Source organism: Nostoc sp. FACHB-190 (assembly GCF_014696905.1).
GTDB lineage: Bacteria > Cyanobacteriota > Cyanobacteriia > Cyanobacteriales > Nostocaceae > Nostoc_B.
This window is the reverse complement of sequence record NZ_JACJQW010000012.1, coordinates 145,881-163,802: the sequence shown is the minus strand read 5'-3', so window position 1 is coordinate 163,802 and position 17,922 is coordinate 145,881. Positions and strand designations below refer to the sequence as shown.

7 protein-coding genes are annotated in these 17,922 nt (G+C 41.1%); all 7 read right to left on the bottom strand.

What is annotated here, in order from left to right:
- Positions 1 to 161 precede the first annotated feature (161 nt).
- Positions 162 to 1,283 (bottom strand): DUF928 domain-containing protein, encoded by a 1,122-nt coding sequence (locus tag H6G28_RS15640; protein ID WP_199332859.1) that lies wholly within the window; start codon positions 1,281 to 1,283, stop codon positions 162 to 164.
- Between the two features lie 187 nt (positions 1,284 to 1,470).
- Complete coding sequence (locus H6G28_RS15635) at positions 1,471 to 4,038, bottom strand: CHAT domain-containing protein (protein ID WP_190671967.1); 2,568 nt, start codon at positions 4,036 to 4,038, stop codon at positions 1,471 to 1,473.
- A gap of 34 nt (positions 4,039 to 4,072) precedes the next feature.
- Entirely contained in the window at positions 4,073 to 6,688 is a 2,616-nt protein-coding gene (locus H6G28_RS15630; RefSeq protein WP_190671964.1) for a two-partner secretion domain-containing protein, read from the bottom strand.
- Positions 6,689 to 7,173: 485 nt separating this feature from the next.
- Positions 7,174 to 9,555: a type IV pilin-like G/H family protein gene (locus H6G28_RS15625; RefSeq protein ID WP_190671961.1), complete on the bottom strand. Its 2,382-nt coding sequence runs from the start codon at positions 9,553 to 9,555 to the stop codon at positions 7,174 to 7,176.
- A gap of 513 nt (positions 9,556 to 10,068) precedes the next feature.
- On the bottom strand, positions 10,069 to 12,561 hold the full coding sequence (locus tag H6G28_RS15620) for a two-partner secretion domain-containing protein (RefSeq protein ID WP_190671958.1): 2,493 nt from the start codon (positions 12,559 to 12,561) through the stop codon (positions 10,069 to 10,071).
- A gap of 64 nt (positions 12,562 to 12,625) precedes the next feature.
- Positions 12,626 to 15,115: a two-partner secretion domain-containing protein gene (locus tag H6G28_RS15615; protein WP_190671954.1), complete on the bottom strand. Its 2,490-nt coding sequence runs from the start codon at positions 15,113 to 15,115 to the stop codon at positions 12,626 to 12,628.
- A 90-nt stretch (positions 15,116 to 15,205) separates the two neighbouring features.
- On the bottom strand, positions 15,206 to 17,896 hold the full coding sequence (locus tag H6G28_RS15610) for a two-partner secretion domain-containing protein (RefSeq protein WP_190589320.1): 2,691 nt from the start codon (positions 17,894 to 17,896) through the stop codon (positions 15,206 to 15,208).
- Positions 17,897 to 17,922 lie beyond the last annotated feature (26 nt).

The window sequence follows — 17,922 nt, the reverse complement described above, 5'->3', positions numbered from 1 at the left end:
GTCAGCGATGACTCCACTAACACTTGTCTGAGCAGAGCATAAGGAACAGGGAGCGAGGAGCAAGGGGGAGAATATTGACCCAATTTCCCCTAAACCCCTGCCCCCTGCCTCCCTGCTAGGTCTACACAGCATGTCGGGTTGGTGAACTACTAGTCCAGTCCCTAATTAGCTGATGCGACTAAGGGAGCAGTTGCAATATCCTTTAAGCTCACGGAAGAGAGAAGTTCTTGCCATTGCTTAACAATTGTAGGATTTTCGGGTTGGGTCGTTTGTAGCGTAGCCATTGTTGCTACACAGTCATACCACACCCCGCTTTTACCAAAGGCAACTGCCCGTTGAAGAGCATCTGACTGCTGCATTGCTGTTGTCAACTCAGCAGTTGGTTGGATACGTTCAATCCAGCCATCAACATAAGGCGTACTGGGGCTAAGTGTTCCATCCACTTTTAGCGCCAAGAACCACTGATAATTTTTACCAACAGCTAAAGCAGGTGCATCTGCTGGTAGTTTGATCGCCATGACTCCAGTTTTCCCAACCACCGGAATGGTCATTTGATATTGGGTATTACCAGCTTCATCCTTGAGGCTAAATACAGCTTCTTCGGCATTAGAAGCAGGCAGATAAACCAAAATGGTCGGGTGTGCTGAAGTTGTGGTGCCATAAAAGCTTTCAGGCAGAAGCGCAATTAAGGCGGCTGGCCCGGTTGCGGCTACAGTTCCAGGATTCAAGTAGTAAGTACCTAAACGGGAAGCTCCGCCGTATGCTTCTTGAGGGGCATTATTATCTTTTTTGGGGGTAAAGATATTCCCACGAGAAGCCCCACCTGACGCTTCTTGAGGGGCATTATTATCTTTTTTGGGGGTAAAGATATTCCCGCGAGAAGCCCCACCTGACGCTTCTTGAGGGGCATTATTATCTTTTTTGGGGGTAAAGATATTCCCGCGAGAAGCCCCACCAGTTGCTTGTCTGGGCGCACTATTACCTTGGTTTGGGGTAAAGATATTGCCACGAGAAGCTCCACCAGTTGCTTGTCTGGGCGCACTGTTACCTTTGTTGGGTACAAAGATACTGCCACGGGAAGCCCCACCGGTTGATTGTCTGGGTGCACTATTACCTTTGTTGGGTACAAAGATACTGCCACGGGAAGCCCCACCAGTGGAGTCTCTGGGCGCAGAATTTTTGACAGGCGGGGTAAATGTTACAGCATAGGCACTAGCCCATGTGCTACTAGCAATCAGAGCGATAATGCTCAATGTGCTAGTTAGATATCGTAGTTTTTTCATATTTGACCTCATCCCATTGATGCAGTAATGGAAAATACATTGAAGTCCATTGAGAGAACAATTTCTGGAAAACTGATAAACTCTGGTTAACCTGGGAACACTACTAGCATTTATATCTGAATCACTGTGAAAAAACCATAAAGCTAATGTTTTTCTTGATTCAAACAATCTAAGTAATATTACAAAATCAAGACCAGTTCCCTACCAAAACAAAGGCAGACCAAAAGAACGGATCACGGAAATCGGTTTGGCGAATCAGATTAATTTGGGCTTGCCTTAAAGCTTCAGCTTTGGTGATTTTGGGTTGTTTTAGCTGGTCATAAAAGCGAGTCATGAGCATTTGGGCAGCTTTATCTTTCACTGGCCAGAGTGTGGCAATGGTGGAACGTGCGCCAGATTTTACGGCTAAACCCGCTAATCCCAGAGCCGCGCGATCGTCACCACTGGCAGTATCACAGGCGCTCAAGACTAATAATTCGATCGCTTTGGTAGAATTACCACTACGATTTTTTAAGAGTTCAGACAGCTCTTTAACGTTGACTTCGCCATCCCATGTCAATAAAAAAGTATCTTCCAGACGAGAACTAAATTGTCCGTGGGTGGCGAGGTGAACAACATTCGCCTTACTAGATTTGACATAATCAGCGAGGGCTTCACTGGTGAATTGCTGGTTGAGCAATGTGGAAGAAGGAACTTTTTGAGAGATTTGCTTAACTTCTGATTCCACTGCTGGTAAAGCACTAAAACCAGAACGAGATTCGCTAATACCTCCGATAATGGCATCAATGCGGCTTTGTTGGAGCGATTGAGCAGCCATCAGTTGTAATCCGGGTGAGAGCGCCACAGCATACTTTTCAATCAGATATTGCTTACCGTCGTACAAAGCGGCCATGGGAATATTCCGCAACCGTCCATCTAAGACAAATACTAATGTTTTGGTATCTTTAAAGGCTTGCTCGGCTTCTGCGGGACGAATCAGCCAATCATAAATCTGTTGGGATAATTTCTCTCGCTCACTGGAGTCGGAAACTGGGTTAAGAGCCACCAGGAATTTATCTAGGGTTTCGTCAATTTCTGCTTGAGATTTAGGAGTGGCATAGTAACGCAGTGGTTTTCCTGCTTGGGAGAAAATTATACCCAGGCGATCGCTTAAAATAATCGGATAAACTACTGTTGCTGTCGGGTCAACCTTATCAATTTGCTGGGCTTTATCTAAACAAGCTTCCCGGAAAAAGTTATCTAGTTCAGCAACTTGTAATGATTCAATCAATTCTCGCGCTTGAGTTAATGCGGTCTGGCTGGGTTGGTCATCTAGCAATAAACTCACTAGTTCTCGATAAACAGGCTCAACACTTTCCCGGAAGGAAAACTGCACATCAGGATTCACCGCCACCATATCTCCGCGCAATGCCTTTAATGATTTCACGGCTTCGGTGTAAGCTGTAATTGCTTGGGGGCGGCTACCTTGTTTTCTATACAACTTCCCAACCTGCCAAGCTGATTGAGCAATCAAATCATCCGCTTGAATTTCACGGGCAATCTTCAGGGATTTATCGGCTAATTCCTGTGCTTGAGACCACTGTTTTTTACGACTGTAGAGTTCTGCCCATTCATGTAGTGCATAAGCTTGGGCGCTACTGTCCTGAATTTTTTCAGCAGATTTAACAGTGTCTGCCAATAGTTGGGCTAACTCTTGACTAGGTAAAATTCGCTCGGAATTTTCGACGCGATTCATGGTGGCAACAAAGTTAATTGCTGCACCTAAAGAACTATGACTAGGTGGTAATTCAGCCAACTGTTGACGCAATTGTGGTGCAAGGGGAATGGCGTATTCTAGTTTGTTGTAATCCACCAAGAGTTTGAAGCGAGCTAACCGCGCCTGTAAAGCTTCATTAGGGTTAGTAGCAGCTGTTTCTGCATCTTCAAAGTAATTTAAGGCGGCTTCTGGGTCTTGGAAATCAGAAGCTACTTTCCCCAAACTTGCCAGAATCGAACTTAACTGGGTTTTAGCTGCAATTTGGTTGGCTGCGGCTAAACTTTGTTCTAAGATTGACTTGCTATTACGATCGCCAATGGCATGTAAAGCTAAACCCAGCGATCGCAATCCACTGACTTTAATTTCCGAATCGGGCATAGCCGCCAACTTCTGCGCTAAAGCCTCTAACTGTTGCTTAGAACGACGGTAAAATCCTAAACTTTGTAGGGCTTGGGCTTGGTTAATTTGACTACCTAAACTGCCAATTTTGTCCCCCGCCTGCTCATAATATTTTTGGGCTTGTTGCCAAATATCTAAGGCTGTTTCTGCTTTACCAGTGCGGAGTTGTAAATTGGCTTGAGTATTCAGTATTTGCGCCCAGATAATAGCATCGGCAGTTGGTTGAGCCGTTTGCAAAATCTTTACACTTTGGGCGATAGATTTTTCTGCTGCTTCCCATTGATTGAGTTCTTGTTGTGCTAAAGACAAGTAACTTAAACTTAAGGCTTCGTTGGGGCGATCGCCTTGGTCATGGTAACTTTGTACTGCCATTTGCCATGCGTTCACTGCTTCTGTAAAGCTACCAGATTGATAAAGTTGTCGTCCTTGTTCCAGCCAATTGGTAGATTCTGTAGCCGATACATTGAGATTGAGACTAGCAACAGAATTGGTCGATACTGGTCGAGATGCTTGAGCGGGTGTGATGGTTACTGCCAAACACAAACTCATAATACTTAGACTGATATATAACCAACGACGTTGTTTGATGAGGAAATTCATAGGTAGTTATAGGTTAAAAGTAGAGAGAGAAAATTTAGGGAGTCAATGAACTCTGCAAAAGCGCACTACAGGTTAATTGCGGCTGTGTATTTGTGGGGAATGTCGCTGCGATTAACTCAACTTGGCCTTGGGCATTACGTCGCCAAGAAGTTGCTTGCACCATCACTTGTGGAAGAGGAGGTGCTTGTGCATTAATACTGCCTAGTTTGCGAAATGCAGAGATGTGGCGGACATCAGACCAAGTGCGATCGCTCCAAACTTGTTGAGTCGGATTTTGTGGTATTCCGCCCCTGCCAGTGGCAACAAAACTACTACCTTGATTGCGATCGCAAGCATTCGCTATTTGCTGCGATGGATCAGTTAAATTGGCTGGTAATTCCACTAAACCAGAATTGGGGTCAACACCAACGTTATTCACTTCCACTGTCCCATTCACCCCAAACTGTGAACTGGCAGTAATATCATTTTCTGGTGTCAATTGCGAACGATATTCTAAACCGATAATTCCCTGAGTGGTAATTTGAATATTACCGCCACGACCTTGAATTGCATTGGCAATAATATCGCTATTTTCTAACCCCACAATTATGGGTGCATTAATATTGATATTGCCTCCAGTAGAATTACCACTGGCATTAGCACTAATTTTGCTACCATGCCTTAGTAACAACACCTCATCTACTTGTAGTTGAATATTCCCCTGACTGCCGCCATTCACTTCTGAACGTAGACTAGCGCCATTATCCAAGAAAATCTGCCGAGCATTGAGATTGAGATTCCCGGCATCGCCTGTGCCTATATTGCTGACAGTGATTTGAGCATTATCACGTACACGTACTGTATCAGCTTGAATATTTACCGAACCTGCGGCAAAGTTAGTTGTTGAAGATGCGGTGATGCTACTGGGTAAAATCTGACCATTACTTAAGGGCTGAGATATACCCTGCACATCCAAATTTTTCACTTGTAAGTTAATACCGCCAGCATTTCCCTGACCTTGTGTCGAGGAAGTGATTTGACCACCATTGAATAATCGTAAGTTCTCTGCTGTTAAGTCAATAGTGCCACCTAGACCAACTACATTTTTACCGACGGAAGTATTGATGCCAGTCACTAAACCGCTAAAGGTTTCAATAACTGGGTCGCTGATGGTCACATCTGTAGCTTGGATAGTGATATTGCCAGCAGTACCATTTCCCGCTAAGGTGCTGCGAATTGAACCACCATTACTCACCGTTAATCTGCCAGTCTCAATGTCAATATTTCCGGCTTGACCTACTCCTGATGGCTGGACAGAAGTTGTCACTCCAGAAGCTAGGGAATTTTGACTTTTGGTTCCACCTGCAATTTCAAAACTCTCGGTTGCTCGAATATAAATATTTCCGGTTTTACCTGTAGCGGTTAATCGACCACCAAATAAATCAGAACTAATTAATCCACCATCAACTGTACGTAGTCGATTTGTTTCTATCGTGATGTTGCCACCGATATTATTTGTTCCGCTAGAAACAGTGTTAATGTCAGTAGACGAGATCATATTCCTATTAGGAATAGTATTAGTACCTATCAACTCTATATCGGTAGTATGGATATAAATATCACCTGTTCTAGAGTTGTTACCCCTAGTTGTAGATTGAAGCGATGCGCCATTAGTAATGCGTAAGCGTCCTGTTTTAATTACCACATCTCCTGCACGACCAGTACTTGAGGCACCAATAGAAGTGCCAAGGGAAGTCCTGGGTCTTCCTGAAGTAGATGCTCCCAATATTTCAACAAAATCTGTGGTGTTAACAATAATTCCTTTACCTTGACCACCGGAAGTACTAGATTGAATATTTGACCCATCTTGTAAAGTCAACCCCCGCCCACGAATATTGATAGCACCACCATTAGTTCCATTAGTGTTAATCGATGAGGCTGTTTGCAAAGTAATCGTACCCCAATCAGGTGTATTAGCTATGCTTGTTAATTGCCAGCCTGCTTGATTGTCAATTTTGATATCGGCATTTCGCACCGCCCATAACTCCACACGCCCATCGGGAACCCTCAGTCTGGCTTCTGTCAGATTAATTTGACTCCCAACTAACGCCAAAGTTTGGTTAGTCGGAACTTGTAATTGTCCTTGTACTTGGATAGCGCCGGCGTTAGTCCCCAGTTGTAAACCAACAGGTACGCTCATAGTTAACACAGGAGTTTGAGCGATGTCAGTGCTGAACTCTTTCCCATCCGCAAATGTAATAGTGTTGGCTGTTGTCCCAATAAAGGAACCAGCAATACTCAAACGGGCATTTTTACCAAAGATAATCCCGGCGGGGTTGAGTAAGAATAAATTGGCATTAGCGTTGATGGTTCCATCAATGTAGGAAATACTATTGCCAGTAACACGACTAAAAATGTTTTGAATACCGGAAGTAGTTTTGAAGAATACAGAAACGTTACTAGGTATGGAGAATTGGCTGAAGCTATGAAACAAATTATTACCAACAGCAGTGCCGTTTTTGATCTCAATCTCAATAGGGTTGCTGTCATCAATATGGGTTTTGAGAGTGCCATCAGGCTTTACTTGCGCCAGAGTAGGACGGTTGCACAATAAGATAACTCCTAATGGCAAGAGCGTCGAACTCAAAAGTACTTGATTCACCAAACCCATGAAAACTCCCTTGATAAACTAGTCGCAGTCTGTACTCTATGTTTAGTATTCCCACAATGACCTAGTTTTTAACTCCACTAGCAAAAAAAGGGAATGGGGAGTAGGGAGTAAGGAGTAAGGAGTATTTACTAGGACTTACGCAAGAACTCTCTCAAGCTCTTATGACTTAGTTTCCTAGCCTGCGGGTAGCCGAAGAGCAGTTTACTTTTTTTCATAATTTCGTCTAAGAGGATGTTTGAAAAGTCTAAATTATTACTCACCGGGCGATTGGAAATCGCGGCTACAAAGACGAAACCTACCTACATGGGTTTAAAAACCTTGATTTTGTGTAGTCCATGTAGGCGGTCACTGAGCTTGTCGAAGCGTGGACTTTGCTTGTGTAGTAGCGAATTCTATTCGCCCAATACTTTTCTCATTACTCATTACTCAAAGAAGTACAAAATCAACAGCCAACTTCTACACAGCTACTTCCTGCTCGCAACCTATCACCTACCATTAAATTTCCCTGTGTAAGTTAATGATGGGCGTTCAATCTCAGATTGCCAAATTGGTGGTTTATCCAGATAAATCAACCATTTGCCATCGGCGGCAGATTTATACAGCCATTTATTACCTGAGCAGATATTTGATGGCATTTCTGATAGCTCTCTGGGTAAGGCTTTTCCTTGATGGATAGCTGCTTTTACCTGTAAGACTTTTTGTAGCATTTCTGATTCCAACATCAGATCATGTGCCTTCAAAATCTGCTTGACATAGCTGGGACTAATTGTGGCATTTTGAGGAAAATACTGTTTTTCTAAAGCTTGTATATTCAGAGAACAAAGATTATTTTTTCTCTGTGCGATCGCGGCATAAAATTCTTGATTTATTTTAAAGTTATTCATTCCATACCAATCACGATATAACTGAGATAATTGTGTATCTTTTTCTGGAGGAATGATTTTATCTAACCCTTGCCACTGGGAAAAAGCTTCTATATTTAGTGCTTGAATCATGGCTTGGGTATAGTCTTGTTCTAGCAATCGCTGTTGCCAAACTACAGGTAGATTATCGATTTTCTCCAGTACGCGGAGTTGCGATCGCCTAATAATTATATTCACCAGTTGACCAATCAAAGACGGTTCATCTTTTAATGATTCACTGAGTTTCCAAGATGCTTCTAGCGATTTCAGCATCTCTTGGTTATTTCCTTGCTGTTGCTTATCTAAAATATCAATGATTAATAAACGTTGTAAATTCACTACCCCGATATAGCTAGGACTAGGAGCCTGAAAATCTCCTTCTTTAATCCACTTGTAATCTATACCCCAGCGTGGTACTTCATTATTTAATAGTAAGTTACGAATAGTAGCGATCGCAGTTTTATTTTTATTGACATAACTACGTAATTTCTTATCTAAGTTATGATTCAATACCTGTGATTTATCATTAAACTGTTTTTGCAACAAGTCCGCAACATCCACAAAAGCTAAGACTTTGTTTTCGGGTACTTTAAACTCTTGGCTAGGTACAGTTAAAAGATTAAATCCTAATTGCCAAGCTGCTATCTCTTGAATTTTTCTGGCTGGGCTGTTTGCTTTTACAGAAAAACTATCAAACACCCCAGACATTTCTGATTTGATTGCTTTTTTTTCTGCTAACAGAGAAGGTTTGGCTGCTTGTAAAACAGGTGTGATTTTCTTAAAAAAATTATCTACAATTGGATTAAAGCTAACTTCTTCAGTCATCACTGACAAAATATCATACTCATTAATTTCTAAAGCTCCTAATGCTAGATAATATTTTTGTAGAGCATCGAGATATTTACCTTCTTTGGCTAGTTGATCAGCAGTTTGTAAAATCTGTGTCTTTCGAGGTTGATTAATTTCGATAATTTTAGCCTGATAAGTTTTAAAGTTTTCTAGTTCTTGGTTGAGAGTGGTCGTTTCTTCTGGACTCAGACTGACTGGGGTAAAATTTTGAGGACAATCTAGGAAATTATTTAAGGGCAGATTTTTTAATTTTTCTAAATTTAGAGAGGCTTTTTCCGGCAGTTCACAAATAATTGCTTTGGGCTGTTCTATTTGAGATTGATTACGTCTAACTATCCCCAGATAACTTTTTTGTGCTTGACTAGGCAGCAATGCAATACTAATAATTCCATTTTGGAGATTATTGATTGGCAATAATTTAATTTTTAAATCTTGATTTGAGATAAATTTATTTACAGAAAAACCAAAAAGCTGATCAATATCATCTGTAAAGCCTTGATTCTGGGAATAATATTGCTGTTGTAGAGAATTAAGCAGACTCACGATGAATCTCTGCTCTTTTTCTTTTTCTAGCTGTTCAAATGTTTGATTTTCCCTATCACTCAGTTCTAATTTTCTAAACCCAGAGGGACATTCAATGCCTTGATTCTTGGGGAATTTAGTTGGTAATTTAGGAGTTATTAATTGATTTTTCTCACTTTCACACAGAGTTGAGAGTGTAAGATATTCATTTCCATCTGTTATGGTAAACATAACAAAGTTAACATAAGTCCGAGAGTTATTTTTCTGGGGTGATAATACAGTCATGGCAACTTTTTTAGCTTTTTTATCAGTAAATATTTGCCATTTATAACCGGGTATACTAGTTTCAAAATTGCTATCTAGTCCTAATTGTTTAATTTGAGTGGCAAAAACTTGCTGTTCTAGAAAATATGCTTGTTGGGCGCGACCTACTGAACCTAAACGGAATAAGATTTGCTTTTTCAGGTCTAATTCTTGAGCAGATATTTGTTGATTTTGTTTGTCAGTAACAGTATTAGCTATAACCTTTGATGTTGTAGTAAAACAAAAAATGAAACTGAGACTAGATAATAAACCAAGTACAGATAATTTCATTGGTGTTATGTGTTTATTTAGTTAACAATAATTAATTATTAATACTAAATTGAATATAGATAGTTTGTGTTTAAACTTCTAAATCTAAAATTCTCATACCAATTCTATGAGAAGCTGCAATTTATAAATCCTGTAGAAAATTTGTATACAAAATTTTTACAACAAGCGATTAATTACATCTTCATAAAGAAACGATATAACTTAGTATTATCACCTGTTATAGATTGTTTTAACGACAAACTACATCCCTAGCATTACTTAAAATGAGGGAGTAAGGGTGTGAGGGTGTAATACTATTTCACTTTAAAAATGATACCGATATGCAAGCAGCGCCTCGACTTCTCCTGACGGAGACGCTGCGCGAACGCTTGGCGAACAGAAGCATAGATACAAAGGAAGTAATTTATATCAGTAATTTCGTGAATTGGTATAAGGACTAGCTAAAGCGATCGCTAAATGATAATTCAGAGTTTCTGTGAGTAAATAAATGGCAGGTAGTTCGGCAATATTATGTTATCGGGAAATTCCAGCACAAGTTAATGATGGTTGCATTTGATTGGGAGAGTTATCTGCAACGAGTTCAATTTTGCCTTGGGCGTTACGTCGCCAGCCAGTTGCTTGGAAAAGCACTGCTTGGGGTTTTGGCATTTTTGCTTGTACTGGTTGTTTGGTGTTGAATGCAGAGATATCACGAGTATCTGACCAGGTGCGATCGCTACTCAATTCCTCTGTGGGGTTTTGCGGTATACCACCCCTTCCTGTAGCAACAAAACTACTACCACTCGTATCTGCACAACCACTAGCAATTTGCTGGGATGAGTCGATGAGATTTGCGGGTAATTCTACTAACCCAGAATTGGGATCAACGCCAATATTATTAATTTCTACATTGCCATTAATATTAAACTGAGAACTGGCGGTAATATCATTTGTGGTGTCAACTCTTGGAGTGAGAGTATCACGAAATTCTAGACCGATAATACCTTGAGTAGTGATGTCGATATTGCCACCATTTCCTTGCACTGCATTGGCAAGGATATCGCTGTTTTCTAAGCCCAAAATAATAGGAGCATTGATGGTGAGGTTGCCACCATTACCCTTACCCTTAGCTTCTGTAGAAATGTAACTGTTATTGCGTAAAATTAAGTCAGATTTGAGATTTAAGTTAATACTACCACCTTCCCCAGAAGCAGTATTAGCAATTACTTGACCCTGGTTTTTGAGTCGTAGGGAATTCGCATTTATACTTAAAACTCCTCCATTTCCCGAACCTTCATTATTCACTCTCACTCTTGCTCCATTCTCTATTTGCAATGTAGGAGTGTTAATGGTTATACTGCCAGCATTTCCACTAGGGCGATCGGGAATTCTCAATGTTTGACGCAAAAGTGTAGGAAGAATTGGAGCAGATGCGTTAATACTGCTATTTAGTTCACCGTTTGGACTTCTACCCCTGATTTCTACTGATTTAGCGGCATTAATGGTTATTGTGCCACCAGCACCAATATTTAAGGTTGCAGTACTAACAGTGCCTCCATTTTCTATAATCAGTTTGGATGTATTGATGTTCAAAGAACCACCATTACCTTGTCCAAATACAACCGAGCCAATATTGGTAGGAGATAAATTTCTTGACTCTATACCTTTAAGTTCTATAGTTCCAGAAACATTCACATTTATGTTTCCACTATCCCCCTTTGCCAGATTGACACTATTAATTACGCCACCGTTGGTAATGGTTATATTCGATGCAATGATGTTCATATTGCCCGATTTTCCAGAGCTATAGGTAGTTGTGGCAATTCCACTATAAATATTCGGAGTTAGCAATGCTGTACGATTAATTTGAATATCTCTAGCAATATTTACATTAATATTACCCCCAGAGTTGGGGCTAAAGTTTTGTGTCAGCAGCAGACCTCCGTCATTGAGGCGTAAATCTCCGGCAGAAACATCAATATCCGCACCTTTTCCTTGGCCTAGATTTTCAGATGTCAAGCGACTAGACATAACTCCTGTCACAATTCCTAAATCTGGTGCTGTCCTGACATCTCCAGAAAGGTCTAATACACCTGTTGCACGAACGCGAATAGTATTAGGTGCTTGGCTGCCCACAGTTTGAATCAAAGCCGCAGAACCATCTTGCAGACTAATATTTTTCCCTTGTAGTTGAATTCCACGACTGGTTAAACCACTGGCATCGACTAAAGACCGATTTGCAAATTGGATGTCTCCGAAACTCTCAACACTTGTATAGTTTAATTGCAGATTTGAAGATGTAGAATTAAGATTAACTGTACCTGCTTGGACTGCACCTAATTCAATTCTGCCATTTTCCGCAGTTAGAACACCACCTGATAAATTGATATTTTGTCCAATTAATGCGATCGCATTTCCTGATTTCACCTCTAAGGTCGATTTGTTATTACTCCTAATTACAGGGGTACGCACTCCTCCTGTTAATTGATGTCCATTACCCTGCACTTGAATATTTCCTGAATCCTTACCCATCTGCAACCCCATAGGTACAGTCATTGTCAGCAAAGGTTTATCCACACCTTGGACAGCACTAAATTCTGTCCCATCAGCAAATTTGATACTATTGGCTGTTGTCCCTATAAAAGAACCACCAATATTTAAGCTGGCATTTTTACCAAAAATCATCCCGGCTGGGTTGAGTAAGAATAAGTTAGCACTACCATTGGCATTTATGGCACCATCTATATTGGAAATATTACCACCAGTCACTCGACTAAAAATGTTTTGAATATCAGTGTCATTATTAAATGATGCCGAACCGCCACTAGGTATAGAAAATTGGCTGAAGCTATGAAATAGATTCTTGCCTACACGAGTACCATCTTTGATAGCGTAACTATTATTACTAGCTTCAACAACCGTTTTGAGAGTGTTGTCAGAAGTTACTTGTGCGTGAACACCATTGTTGTAAACAGCAGATATGCAAATGACACCCAGAACACTCAACCCAGCAAAATTTACTTTCATTAGTTTAGTTCTTGTTTAGATTAAATATATATTGTTCCCATTTGGGTAATCTTTGTAACAATAATTATTTTTCGGCTACAGCAGCACAAGTTAAGGCTGCTGGTATATGCGGAGGTGATTTGGCTGCAAAAAGCTCAATTTTACCTTGGGCGTTACGTCGCCAACTAGTTGCTTGCACAAGGATTTCGGGAGATTTTGGTATTTGCGCTTGTATTCGTTGTTTGGTGTTGAATGCAGAGATATCACGGACATCAGACCAAGTGCGATCGCTCCTCAATTCCTCTGTCGGATTTTGCGGCACACCACCCCTTCCTGTAGCAACAAAACTACTACCACTCGTATCAGCACAACCACTAGCAATTTGCTGGGATGAGTCGATGAGATTGGTTGGTAATTCTACTAACCCAGAATTGGGATCAACGCCAATATTATTAATTTCTACTGTGCCATTAATATTAAACTGAGAACTGGCGGTAATATCATTCGTGGTGTCAACTCTTGGGGTGAGAGTATCACGAAATTCTAGACCGATAATACCTTGAGTAGTGATGTCGATATTGCCACCATTTCCTTGCACTGCATTGGCAATGATATCGCTGTTTTCTAACCCCAAAATGATAGGAGCATTAATAGTGAGGTTACCACCATTACCCTTACCTTTAGCTTCTGTAGAGATAAAACTGTTGTTTCGTAGCAACAAGTCAGATTTGAGATTTAAATTGATGTTACCACCTTCTCCAGAAGCAGTATTAGCAATTACTTGACCCCGATTGTTGAGTCGCAAAGAATTGGCATTTATATTTAAAATTCCCCCATTTCCTAATCCTTCATTATTAACAGTAACTCTTGCTCCATTATTTATTTGCAATGTAGGAGTATTAATAGTTAAACTGCCAGCATTTCCACTAGGGAGTACGGGAAGTCCAAGTGCTAGACGAAAAGCTGTCGGGGAAATTGGAGCAGATGCGCTAATATTGCTTGGTCGTTCACCATTTGGACTACTACCCCTGACTTCTATTGATTTTGAAGCATTAATAGTTATTTTGCCACCAGCACCACTATTGAAGGTTGAAGTAGTAACACTTGCTCCATTCTCGACAATTAGTTTGGATGTATTAATATTCAAAGAACCACCATTACCTCTGCCAAATACAGTTGAGCCAATATTGCTAGAAGATAAATTTCTTGACTCTACGCCTTTGAGTTCTATAGTTCCAGAAACCTTCAAATTGATGTTGCCACTATCCCCTTGTGCAAGATTGTTAGTATTAATTAAGCCGCCATCTGTGATTTTTATATTCGATGCAGTAATATTCATATTTCCCGATGGACTAGAGCCAAAGGTAGTTGTGGCAATTCCACTGGCAATACCTGGATTGAGCAGTGCTGTGCGATTAATTTGAATGTCTCTGACAATATTTACATTAATATTACCCCCAGAGTTCAAGCCATAGGTTCTTGTCACCACAAGACTTCCGTCATTGAGGCGTAAATCTCCGGCAGAAACATCAATATCCGCACCCTTTCCTTGAACTAGATTTTCAGTCATCAAGCGACTAGAAATAACCCCTGTCACAGATCCTAAATCCGGTGCTGTCCTGACATCTCCAGAAAGTTCTAAAACACCTGTAGCACGAACACGAAGACTATTAGGTGCTTGGCTTCCCCGCGTTTGAATCAAGACGGCAGAACCATCTTGCAGATTAATATTTTTCCCTTGTAATTGAATTCCAAGACTGGTTAAACCACTGGCATCTACTAAAGACCGATTTGCAAATTGGATGTCTCCAAAACTCTCAATACTTGTGTAGTCTAATTGCAGATTTGAAGATGTAGAGTTAATATTCACTGTACCTGCTGGGACTGCACCTAATTCAATTCTGCCATTTTCCGCAGTTAAAACTCCACCTGATAAATTGATATTTTGTCCAATTAATGCGATCACATTTCCTGGCTTAACCCCTAAAGTTGATTCGGTATTGTTCCGAATGATGGGAGTAAATAGTCCTCCGGTTAGTTGATGTCCCTTTCCTTGTAATTGAATGTTTCCCGAATTCTGCCCCATTTGCAGTCCGATGGGTACACTCATCGTCAAGAGGGGTGTTGTTGAATTGACAGCACTAAACTCTGTCCCCTCAACGAACTTAATACTATTCGCCGTTGTCCCCACAAAGGAACCACCAATATTTAAGCTGGCATTTTTCCCAAAAATAATCCCGGCTGGGTTGAGTAAGAATAAGTTAGCACTACCACTAGCATTAATTCGACCATCAATATTGGAAATATTACCACCAGTCACCCGACTAAAAATGTTTTGAATGCCAGAAGTAGTATTGAAAGTGGCAGAACCGCCTGTGGGGATAGAGAATTGTTGAAAGCTATGAAATAAATTATTGCCAATAACCCTACCGCCATTAATGGTATAGTTATTCATACCAGACACATCAGTATTAAGAGTTCCATCTTGTATAACTTGTGCCTGAGCATGACTGTTACCCATAGCCAAGATGTAGACTGCACCAATTAAGCCTAAGTTAGCAAGATTTAATTTCATCAGCTTGTGTTAATTATCTACTTGCTGTCTAGTTTTCCCAAGATGTATTGATTAATTGGGCTATCTATGTAATTTTATGGTGAGATTTTTTCAGATTTTGTTAACAGCAGAACAAGTTAATGAGGGTGATAAATTCACAGAAGATTTATCGGCAATTAACTCAATTTTACCTTGGGCGTTAAGTCGCCAGCCAGTTGCTTGCACAAGGATTTCGGGAGATTTTGGTATTTGCGCTTGTATTCGTTGTTTGGTGTTGAATGCAGAGATATCACGAGTATCTGACCAAGTGCGATCGCTACTCAACCCTTGTATCGGATTTTGTGGTATCCCACCCCTACCAATGGCGACAAAACTACTACCAATATTAGCAGTACAACCATTAGCAATTTGTTGGGATGGGTCAGTCAGGTTCGCGGGTAATGTAACTAAACCAGAATTGGGGTCAACACCAACATTATCAATATCAACTGTACCATTCACCCCAAACTGTGAACTGGCAGTAATATCATTTTCTGGTGTCAGTTGCAAACGGTATTCTAAACCAATAATTCCCTGAGTGGTGATGTTAATATTGCCGCCTTTACCCTGAACAGCATTAGCCGTAATATCGCTGTTTTCTAAACCGACAATTATGGGTACATTAATGCTGATATTGCCACCTGTAGCTGTACCTGTGGCACTAGTATTAATTTTACTACCATAACGCATCAATAGAACATCAGCCACTAGACTAATATTACCTTGATCGCCAGCAGAAACTTCTGCAAGGAGACTGCCTCCTTCCTTCAGTTTGATCTGATTGGCATTGACTAACAAGTTACCTGAATTACCACCACCTGTATTACTGACGGAAATTTGCCCATCATCAAGAACATTGAGCCGATCTGCCACTAGGTTAATTGAACCAGCATTAAAGTTGGTAGTAGAAGTTGCTGAGATGCTACTGGGTAAAATCTGACCATTGCTTAAAGGTTGAGAAATACCCTGTACGTCAATATTTTTAACCTGCAAGTTGATATTACCAGCCGCACCCTTGCCATTTGTGGAGGAGGTAATTTGTCCACCATTGAAAACGCGCAAACTATCTGCGGTCAGGCGAATGTTGCCTCCCTGACCTATAGAATTCTGCCCTATTGCTACAGTGATGCCACTGGAGATGTTATTCACAATATCAAGCACAGGATCGCTAACTTGCACATCGGTGGCTTGAATAGTAATATTTCCGGCTATACCGCTACTCGCCTGTGCAGAGATTGGACTTCCTGAAATCGCACTAGAAATTTTTCCACCGTTAGCAAGGGCGAGTTGCCTGGTGTTAATCGTAATATTGCCCCCTTGTCCCTCTGCTGACATCTCCAGCGCACTGAGTACAGCACTCGTAACACCGCCAGGAGTTTTACCCCGAATATCTAAACTCTCAGTTGCCGTGATCAAAATATCCCCAGTCTTACCCGTTGTCGGATTGGGAAAACCGAACAGGCTAGTACTGATGCGTGCGCCGTCTAGCACTCGTACCCGTTCAGCGTTCACCGTAATTGTGCCACTGGTATTCTGTTGCCCGCCCGAAACTAGGGTTGTAATGGCGCTGATAGTAGGGAATCCTGAGATTGGGTTTGTAAATGGACTATAGCCGCTAACATCTACATCGGTAGCACGAATTGTAATGTTACCTGTTTTAGCATTGTCAATAGACGCAGAAGTCAAGAAGTTAACACCAAAGTTGAAGGAGTTGATCCATGCCCCATTAGCAAGGCGTAATCGTGGAGTATCTACCGTGATATTTCCAGATGTCGCTCTACTGCCAGTCACACTGGTACTTAACCCTGGCAACGCATAATTAGCGGGATGGGAGATACCCATTAAATCCACGAATTCGGTGGTCTTGACAGTAATACCCTGTCCTTGCCCATTCGCTCTAGTAGAGGATTCTATATTTGAGCCATCTTGCAAGGTTAACCCACGTCCCCGGATATTGATTGCCCCTCCCATGTCCCCACTGGTGTTGATATAGGAAGACTGTTGCAGAGTAATTTTGCCCCAGGTTGGTGATGTTGATAAACTCGCTAATTGCCAGTTGCCAGAGGTGGGTATATTCACTGTGCCATTTTTTATTGCCCATAATTCCACATGACCATCTGGTGCAGAGATACTGGCACTCTTGATATCGATTTGTCCCCCAATCATCGCCAGAGTTTGATTTGCTGCCATCGACAATGTTGGCATCCGAAATAAGAAATTGTTGGCAGGTGTACCTTGCACTTCGATTGCTCCGGCATTACGTCCCATTTGCAAGCCTACAGGTACATTCATCGTCAATAATGGTGTCCCCGTCGGATTCACTGCACTAAATTCAACCCCATCAGCAAATTTAATACTATTGGCAGTCGTAGCTACAAAGGAACCACCAATATTTAAGCTGGCATTTTTGCTAAAAATAATCCCGGCTGGGTTGAGTAAGAATAAGTTGGCGTTACCATTGGCTTTAATTAAACCATCAATGTGGGAAACATTGCCGCCTGTTACCCGACTAAATATATTTTGGATGTCTGCGGTATTGCTAAAGACTGCGGAACCATTGCTAGGCACTGAGAATTGGCTAAAGCTATGAAATAAATTGTTGCCGACACGAGTGCCGTTGGTAATTGCGTAATTCTTACCACTAATACTTACAGTCGTGTTAAGAGTCTCATCAGGAGTGACTTGTGCATTAACACCACGATCGCAAACAGTAGAGATGCAGATTGCACCAAGAAGGGCAAACCCAACAAAATTTAATTTCATGAAACAATATCTTAATCTTATATTTG

Coding starts and splice junctions, on each gene's coding strand:
- H6G28_RS15640 (WP_199332859.1), bottom strand. CDS start 1,283: ATGAAAAAACTACGATATCTAACTAGCACATTGAGCATTATCGCTCTG.
- H6G28_RS15635 (WP_190671967.1), bottom strand. CDS start 4,038: ATGAATTTCCTCATCAAACAACGTCGTTGGTTATATATCAGTCTAAGT.
- H6G28_RS15630 (WP_190671964.1), bottom strand. CDS start 6,688: ATGGGTTTGGTGAATCAAGTACTTTTGAGTTCGACGCTCTTGCCATTA.
- H6G28_RS15625 (WP_190671961.1), bottom strand. CDS start 9,555: ATGAAATTATCTGTACTTGGTTTATTATCTAGTCTCAGTTTCATTTTT.
- H6G28_RS15620 (WP_190671958.1), bottom strand. CDS start 12,561: ATGAAAGTAAATTTTGCTGGGTTGAGTGTTCTGGGTGTCATTTGCATA.
- H6G28_RS15615 (WP_190671954.1), bottom strand. CDS start 15,115: ATGAAATTAAATCTTGCTAACTTAGGCTTAATTGGTGCAGTCTACATC.
- H6G28_RS15610 (WP_190589320.1), bottom strand. CDS start 17,896: ATGAAATTAAATTTTGTTGGGTTTGCCCTTCTTGGTGCAATCTGCATC.